Below are 7,622 nucleotides of genomic sequence, written 5' to 3' on the forward strand. Positions count from 1 at the left end.
GCCCTGTGCGGGCGTGACGACTGGGACGATGGGCGCCAGGACCAGAGCGGCGGGAGGGGGTCCGGAGCCGGGACGGGTGGGACGGTTTCTTCGGGCCACGGGTGGCAGGAGCCTCCTGGACGTCGGCCCAGACCCTGCCGTCCGTGGACAGTTCCGTTCCGACGTTGTACGGGTAGGGCGTTCTCGGCGGCCGCTCCGCCGGACGGGCCCGACCTGTGGGCCGGCGCGTCACAGGTCGAGCCCGGCCGATCGGCTGTCAGGCGAACGGGATGGTCAGGACGGATCCCCTGCCCACCTGAAGGGTGGACGGACCGTTGCCCAGGGCGCTCCAGACCTCGACGCGGACGGTGCCGCCGTTCAGGTCGCCGAGGGCGCCCGACGCGGAGTGTGTCCCCTGCCGGACGGAGGAGTAGTCCTCCCAGCCGGTGACCGGGTCGGTGGCGAAGTAGCGGAACGTCTCGACACGGTCGAAGGTGCCGTCGCCGGTCAGGTCGTAGGAGACCCGGGCCTGCTGGGCGTAGCCGACGTTGGTACCGGCGTCGACCTTGAAGGTGAAGGTCGTGCCGGAGCCCGCCTTGAGGGTGCCGTCGACATTCTTCACCTCGTAGACGAGCGGGTCGTGCGGGGTTCCGTCATGGTTGGCGCCGCCCGCGGACGCGATGGTGTCCGAGGAACCGACCGCAGCCGCCTGGGTGCTCAGCTGCCCGCCGGAGCGCAGGTAGAGGGTGTCGCCCGTGACCGGCGGGGGACCGGTGGTGGTGACGGTCACGGTGCTGCTGGCCGGGCCGACCTGGCCGGAGGTGTCGCGGGCCTTGACGCTGTAGGTGTACTCGGTGCCAGAGGTCAGTCCGGTGTCGGTGTGCGTGGCGCTGGTGACGGTGGCGATCTTGGTGGTGCCTCGGTAGACGTCGTAGTCCTTGATGCCTTTGTCGTCGGTGGCCGCGCTCCAGGTCAGCTGGACGGAGTCGTCGCTGACGTCACCGGCGACCGGGGTGCCGGGCGCGCTGGGCCTGTCGTCGCCGGGGGCGCCGCACAGGGTGCCGAGTTCGGTGTCGTCGCCCGCTCCGGACGCGGTCGACTTCGCCGGGACGTTCAGCACGCCGCCGTCGGAGAAGAGGACCGAACACGCCTCGGTGGTGTAGTTGTGCGCGGCGTACGTCTTGGTGCCGCTCTTGTCGAAGGCGACGGCCGTCGGTGAGTGGGATGTGACGGTCATGTCCGGTGATCCGACGGAGTTCATCGTGGCGACCCAGTGGTAGGTGTGGGCCTTGGTCTCGCCCTCCTCGGGGACGTAGCCGCCGTTGTAGTGGTTCCAGTCCTGCATGGCTTTGGCCGGGTCGTACAGGGCCTGGACCTGCCAGAAGATGTCCTTCCACTCGACGGCCGGGCCGCCGTTCTCTTTCTCCATCTCGGTCACGCTGCGGCGCAGCATGGCCTTCTCGCGGGCCAGGTGCAGCGAACCACCGGTCATGGGCAGGAAGTTGATGCCGTGGATCTCCTCGGGGTTGGCGGTCCACCAGGTCGAGTAGGCGCCACCGCTGCTCCAGACCATGCCCACGACGTCGTGGGTGAAGTCCTCTGGATAGACCTGCTGGTCGGCGTCGAACCAGTACTGCGCGATCGACTCCGACTCGGTCATCATCATGTAGATGCCCTGGTCACGCAGCGCCTTGTCGCCCACGGCTGAGCCCCACAAGATCAGTCCGGCGCTGAGGTTGATCGACTCCGAGGACGACTCCTGGTTGTTGCCGGCGGCGAATGCCTCGTGGCCGGCGGCCCAGCTGTGGCCGGCGTAGACGTCGAAGCCGCGCAGGAACGGGTACTTGCCGTCGTTCCTGGCCGGGTTGGCGGCGTCCTTGATGAGTTCCTTGACCATGCCACCCCACTCTGAGTCGGCGGCCCACTGGGGGTCGTACTGCGCCACGATGGCCGCGGCCATCACGTAGTACGAGTAGTGGAAGTGGTGGTCGTTGAGCTCCTGGTCGCTTCCGTAGGAGGCCGGGTACCCGATGAGGGTGCGCCAGTCCTTGTCGTAGGAGAACTCGGAGGGGCCGCCGACCGTGAACCATTCCTCCATACGGCCCTTGATCAAGCTCAACAGCTTGTCGCGGTTGACGGTGTCTCCGACCTGGTCCGCGAGGGGGACGAGTTGGGCGAGCTTGCCCAGGGCCTTGCCGGTCCAGTAGGTGTCGGTCGCACCGCTGAAGGGATCGCCCTGGGTCAGTACGTCGTTGATGTAAGCCTTGAGCTTCGCCTTGTCGACGCCCGCGGCGCTCGGCAGGCCGGGGAGCACGCCGCTCACCTTCTGAGTGGTTGTGAAGGACGTGCCCTCGCGAACCTTCATCTCGCCGCGCGAGGAGACGTAGCGGTAGGCGGTCAGCGGGTCACTGCTGTGCAGCCACTGGTGGCGGTAGAGCGCCTGGAAGGTGCCGGTCTCGGTCCCCTCCTTCGGCTCGGTGGTCAGGGTGTAGGTCGCCGTGACCTCGCCGTCCCCCTCCTGTACTTCCAGTCCACCTTCGATCCGGTCACGAAACTGAAGGCGTATTTCTTGAAGTCGGCCAGCGCAGCCTTGTCCGGGAGGACTGCCAGGGAGAAGTAGTCCTTTCCGTCCAGATCCGCCCGGATCTCGTTGCCGGAGACGGTCCAGTCGCTGCTGCTGGGGGCGAAGAGCGCGTAGTCATGGTCCGAGATGGTGATGCCGAGGACATTGCCCTGGTCGGCGAACACGGTCGGCGGAGCGGCGGCGCTGATCTGCGCTGCCCCACCGGTGCCCTTCGCGTACACGTACGGCAGGCCGTGGCCGATGGTCGTCCGCATACTGCGCGCACCGTCGTTCCAATACGGGCTGACAGTCCAGTCGCTCCACCCGTCCGCCTTCGCGTCGGGGGAGTTGAGGCCCGCGAGCCCCAGGGTCAGGTCGGCCTTGTGCGGAAGCTCGTACTGACGGCCGCCGCCCACGATCTGGTGCGTGGTCGGGTAGCCGACCTCCAGACCGCCGGAGACCGCCTTGTAGGTAAGGGGATGGCCGTACATGTTCTCCGACCACGGGTTGCTGGAGAAGCGCTGAAAGGCCAGCGACGACCACCAGTCGTTCGTCGGGACGGGGATGTCCGCCACGGCGGGAGTGACCTTCGGCTTGACAGCCTGGCCCCCGTTGTTCGACGGCCCCTGGCGGCCGGCGGGGCGGACATCGCTGTAACTGCCCTTCCCCACCTCGATGGTGGCGGCGGAGGCGACACCGCTGCCCACGGTGCCCAGGGCGGTAACGGCGAGAGCCGCCGTCGTCAGCAACGTTATGTTTCTTCGAGATCTCATGCGCAACCCTTCTGAGAGCGCTCTCAAGTCGCCGACAACGCAGAGCGGGCTTGTGGGGCGGTCAACATTCTGAGTCAAATCCCTTACGGGGCTGCCGAGGCCCTTTAGGGCGTGAAGGCTCCGCAACGGCCGCTGGGTGAACAGCCTCCTCATCGCCAGCGACGTGCACAGAAGCCGCCGAAGACGCCTGCGTGCCCGTGACCGCTCGCGTCGTTTCGTATACGGCGGGGATGTCACATCGCGCAGGAGGTGCTCATGGGGTATTGAGGGCCTGGTGAGGCCGGGTATGGCCTGCCCGAGCAGCCTGAGAGCGCTCTCATATTGACGGGGCGCGGACTATGCTGCAGGGGCGACCTGCCGGATTCCCGCGCGCAGAACAGGAGAGCCTCTTGCTCGAGCAGACGATGACGCCTCGCCCCACCCTCGAGGAGGTGGCGGCGCGCGCGGGTGTCTCACGGGCGACGGTGTCCCGTGTGGTCAACGGAGGTTCCGGAGTGCGCCAACCGCTGATCGACAAGGTGCGCAAGGCGGTCGACGAGCTTGGTTACGTCCCCAATCAGGCGGCGCGTTCACTGGTGACTCAGCGGACCGGCGCTGTGGCCGTGATCATCGCGGAGCCGGAGTTCCGAGTGTTCTCCGACCCGTTCTTCGAACGGCACGTGAGGGGGATCAGTCGGGAGCTGTCGGCGAACGATCTTCAGCTCGTGCTGCTCTGGGTGGAAGGCGAGTCCGAGCACGGCCGGATCGCCCGGTATCTGTCGGGCGGGCATGTGGACGGGGCTCTCGCCTTCTCCTTGCACAGCGACGATCAGCTCGCCCATCTCATTGCCCACAGCCGGGTGCCCTATGTGTTCGGTGGCCGCCCCCCTGTGGGATCCGCCCCAGGTGCCCCCTACGTGGACTGCGACAACAGGGGAGGTGCGCGAGCGGCTGTGTCCCACCTCGTTTCCGCAGGTCGCAGCAGAATTGCCCATATCGCGGGCCCATCCGACCAGGCTTCTGCAGTCGACCGCGCCGCCGGTTACCACGACGTCCTCATCGACGGCGATCCGACTCTTCTGCAGCCGGGTGACTTCACCGAGGAGAGCGGCGCCCGAGCCATGGCGGCACTGCTATACCGGTGCCCCGGACTCGACGCGGTCTTCGCCGCGAACGACCTGATGGCGCGCGGCGCGGTGCGTACGCTCCTGGAGCGCGGCCTCCGCATTCCCGAGGACGTCGCTGTCGTCGGGTTCGACGACATGGAGGACGTCGCCAGTGGCACGGTGCCTGCCCTCACCACGGTACGGCAGGACATCGAGGACATGGGCCGCCTGATGGTCAGGCTCCTGATGCGTCTCCTCGACCACCCCGAGCGGCCGGGGGCCGATTCCGTGATCATGCCGACTGCTCTGGTACAGCGCCAGTCCTCCTGAGATCCCAGGTGGTGCCCCTGCGGCGGCGCACGGTTCCCGGTGAGGGCGCCGATGCTCGCGGGTGTCCGACCTGTTCTGTCCTGTACGTGGGGGCGAGGCGGGGGTGGAGGGAAGCGTGAGGCCCGTGTTCTGGCGCGCCGAGCTTCCGGAACGGGCGCGCCCCCGCGTGTTGCTGTGAGTCTCCCGAGCGATGATCTCCGCATGGACGTGTGAGAAGAGGGCTCTCAAGCGCCTCGTGCTCAACCGAAGCCCGGGAGGCCCGCTCCCGACCCGGCTCGCTGGCGATGGTCTCGTCGACGTGAGGCAGTCCGACGTGCGGCCTCACCCAGCTCGCAGCGCTGCGTATGCTCCGGTTGGCGAAGAACTCCGCGGTCAAAGCTCGCACTCAAGCGCTCAACCAGCTCAAGGCCGTGCTGGTCAACGCTCCGTCTGCCCTACGCGAGGCTGGCGCCGTGCTCGATGACGGCGGTTGGTGTTTCGGGGGTATCCGCGGTGGGTGCGTAGCTGCGGGGCGTGAGGCGCATGAGAAGCTGTTGTCTTTCCGGATGTGATCGCTGACTTTTCGCTGGTCAGGCATGGTTTCGGTGTTGCCGAGGGAGGCTTGGACCGTTCTGTTCGTCGAGGGCGGTGTGGAGGCGGTCGGTGTCATCGGTGAGGGGCTTGCTGGAGGAGCGGGAGCGGGTGGCCCGGGTAGCCGTGGAGGAGCTTCAGGCGGAGGCGGACCGGATCCTGGCCGCTCTCGGTGAAGCCGAAATGGTGCTGGAGCGCCGGGTCATCGCGCGGGAAGAACTGTCCGAGGCCCTGGCCGTTCCTGAGGAGGCGAGAGACGTGCCGACGTCGGACGTGCCTGGTCAGCGGCCGACACCGACGGTGGTGGGCAAGGCCCCGGTCGCCCGGTCGCGAGTGCCGGACCGGCGGGAGGGCATGACGGCTGCGTCGCTGTCGTCGGAGTACCGGAAGATCGTGGAGCTGTTGGAGGCCGGGCCCGGGCTCGGCGTGGAGGGCATGCAGGCGAAGGAGATGACGGCCCGGCTGGGGCTGGAGCTGACAGCGGCGAAGATCGAAGGGGTGCGTTCGAGAGCGAAGCGGCTGGCCGAGAGGGACTGGGCGGAGCGGACTCCGGAGGGCAGGTTCAAGCCGCGAGCGTCGTCACCGGCGAACTGACAGGCGCAGTGGTGCGGGTGGTGCGGGCCAGGCGGCGGCTCATGAGCATGGTCTGCGACCAGTAGATGAACGCCTCGCTGCTCTCGGGCAGGGTCTCGAAGTCCCGGACCAGGCGACGCGAGCGCATCAGCCATCCCAGCGTCCTCTCCACCACCCACCGGCGCGGCAGCACCACAAAGCCCTTCATGTCGTCACCGCGTTTGACGATCTGCAGGGTGAGCTGCAGTTTCTCCTTCGCCCAGTCCACGAGGCGGCCGGTGTATCCGCCGTCGGCCCACACCAGGGTGAGCTCGCGGAACCTCTCCCGCAGCCCGGGCAGCATGATCCGGGCGGCCTGGCGGTCGGTGACGTTCGCGGCGCTCACCATGACCATCAGGATCATGCCGAGACAGTCGGTGATGACGTGCCGCTTCCGGCCGTTGATCTTCTTCCCGCCGTCGTATCCGCGTGACACGGCGGGCACCGAGGCGGCCGCCTTCACCGACTGCGAGTCGATGATCCCCGCGGTCGGCTCCACATCCCGGCCCTCGGCGAGGCGGACCCTGTCGCGCAGCCGGTCGTGCAGTTCCCTGGGCAGATCGCTCTTCCGCCACCTGCGGGAGAAGGCGTAGACCCGGTCCCAGGGCGGGAAGTCCACCGGCAGGGACCGCCACTTCGTGCCGTTGTCGGTGACGTAGAAGACCGCGTCGATCATCTGCCGGTGACAGTAGCCCTCCGGCCGGCCGCCCCTCCCCTCCAGCCAGCCCGGTGTCGGCATCTCATCACGGACCACCGCCCACTGGGCGTCCGTCATATCCGAGTTGTAGACCGGGGCCCGCTCCGGCTGATCGGCCGCGTTCCCGAACCGGTGAGCGAGGCAATCGCACGCCGAGCGCGCCGAGTTGAACTCCAGGGACGTAACAGCGTACAACTGCGACATCAGGGCCTCCGGGGCGCACGGGTTGGACTCAACACCCCTCGTGCTGCACAGGAGGCCCTGTCTTCATGCGCTCCGCGACCGGAGATCACCCGCCAAGCCCGATGTTCGATCAGAACCGCATCCATGATCGATAGGAATACGGCTTCTGAGGCGGGGGTGTATGGATCTGGCCGGGTGGGAGGAGAGTCAGGATCCGCTGGTAGCGCGTCCGGTAGCGGTTTCCGTTGCGTTCGAGGGTGGTGAGGAGATCGCTGCGGCTCGTGACGTGGCCCAGGGGTTTCTCGTGATGGTGCAGGCGGTGCATGGGTTGCCGGTGTCGAAGCGGGTGATGGGCATGGTGCAACTGGTGGTGAGCGAGTTGGTGACCAACGCCCATAAATACGCGCCGGGTCCGTGCCTGCTGGATCTGGAGATCAGCGATGGTGCCGTGCATGTTTGTGTGTGGGACAGCAGCACGACGCTGCCGTCGGTGATGTCGGCAGACCCGGGCCGGATCGGTCAGCACGGTCTGGAGATCGTGATGGCGGTGTGCCGGAGCTTTGCTGTTGACCGGGAGCCGGTGGGTAAGCGGATCACCGTGGCCGTGGTACTCGCTGATGATCCCGGCGGGGACGTAGCCGGCCGCCAGGTACTGTGACGTCGGCCATCTCGATGCGTCAGCCTCAGCGGCCTCCGAGTCATTGACGCACAGTAACCTGCGTCCCAAGGGCTCCCTTCACACCTGTCTCGCACAGCCCGCCTTCCGTGACACGGTCAAGCGGCTCGACGGCACCATCGTGCTGGGCATTGCCGGGCTTCGCGTCATCTGT

The 7,622-nt window shown here is 67.5% G+C and carries 4 protein-coding genes and 1 pseudogene; 3 read left to right on the forward strand and 2 right to left on the reverse strand.

Features of this window, described 5'->3' with window-relative positions; translation table 11 throughout:
- Positions 1-256: 256 nt before the first annotated feature.
- Positions 257-3,315 (reverse strand): annotated as a pseudogene (locus O3Q52_RS44815) (glycosyl hydrolase).
- Between the two features lie 389 nt (positions 3,316-3,704).
- On the opposite strand from O3Q52_RS44815, the gene O3Q52_RS44820 reads away from it, so the two are divergent.
- Positions 3,705-4,730, forward strand: coding sequence for a LacI family DNA-binding transcriptional regulator (locus tag O3Q52_RS44820; RefSeq protein ID WP_269654266.1), 1,026 nt, complete (start codon positions 3,705-3,707; stop codon positions 4,728-4,730).
- Between the two features lie 642 nt (positions 4,731-5,372).
- Positions 5,373-5,894 (forward strand): hypothetical protein, encoded by a 522-nt coding sequence (locus O3Q52_RS44825; protein WP_269654267.1) that lies wholly within the window; start codon positions 5,373-5,375, stop codon positions 5,892-5,894.
- Here O3Q52_RS44825 and O3Q52_RS44830 read toward each other — a convergent pair.
- Positions 5,863-6,813 (reverse strand): IS5 family transposase, encoded by a 951-nt coding sequence (locus tag O3Q52_RS44830; RefSeq protein WP_269654268.1) that lies wholly within the window; start codon positions 6,811-6,813, stop codon positions 5,863-5,865. The genes O3Q52_RS44825 and O3Q52_RS44830 overlap by 32 nt on opposite strands.
- Before the next feature lie 160 nt (positions 6,814-6,973).
- Here O3Q52_RS44830 and O3Q52_RS44835 point away from each other — a divergent pair, with 160 nt between their 5' ends.
- A complete protein-coding gene (locus O3Q52_RS44835; protein WP_269654269.1) occupies positions 6,974-7,450 on the forward strand; it encodes an ATP-binding protein in 477 nt (158 codons plus the stop codon).
- The last annotated feature ends 172 nt before the right edge of the window (positions 7,451-7,622 follow it).

The organism is Streptomyces sp. ActVer (assembly GCF_027270795.1).
Taxonomy (GTDB): domain Bacteria; phylum Actinomycetota; class Actinomycetes; order Streptomycetales; family Streptomycetaceae; genus Streptomyces; species Streptomyces umbrinus_A.

Coding starts and splice junctions, on each gene's coding strand:
- O3Q52_RS44830 (WP_269654268.1), bottom strand. CDS start 6,813: ATGTCGCAGTTGTACGCTGTTACGTCCCTGGAGTTCAACTCGGCGCGC.
- O3Q52_RS44835 (WP_269654269.1), top strand. CDS start 6,974: ATGGATCTGGCCGGGTGGGAGGAGAGTCAGGATCCGCTGGTAGCGCGT.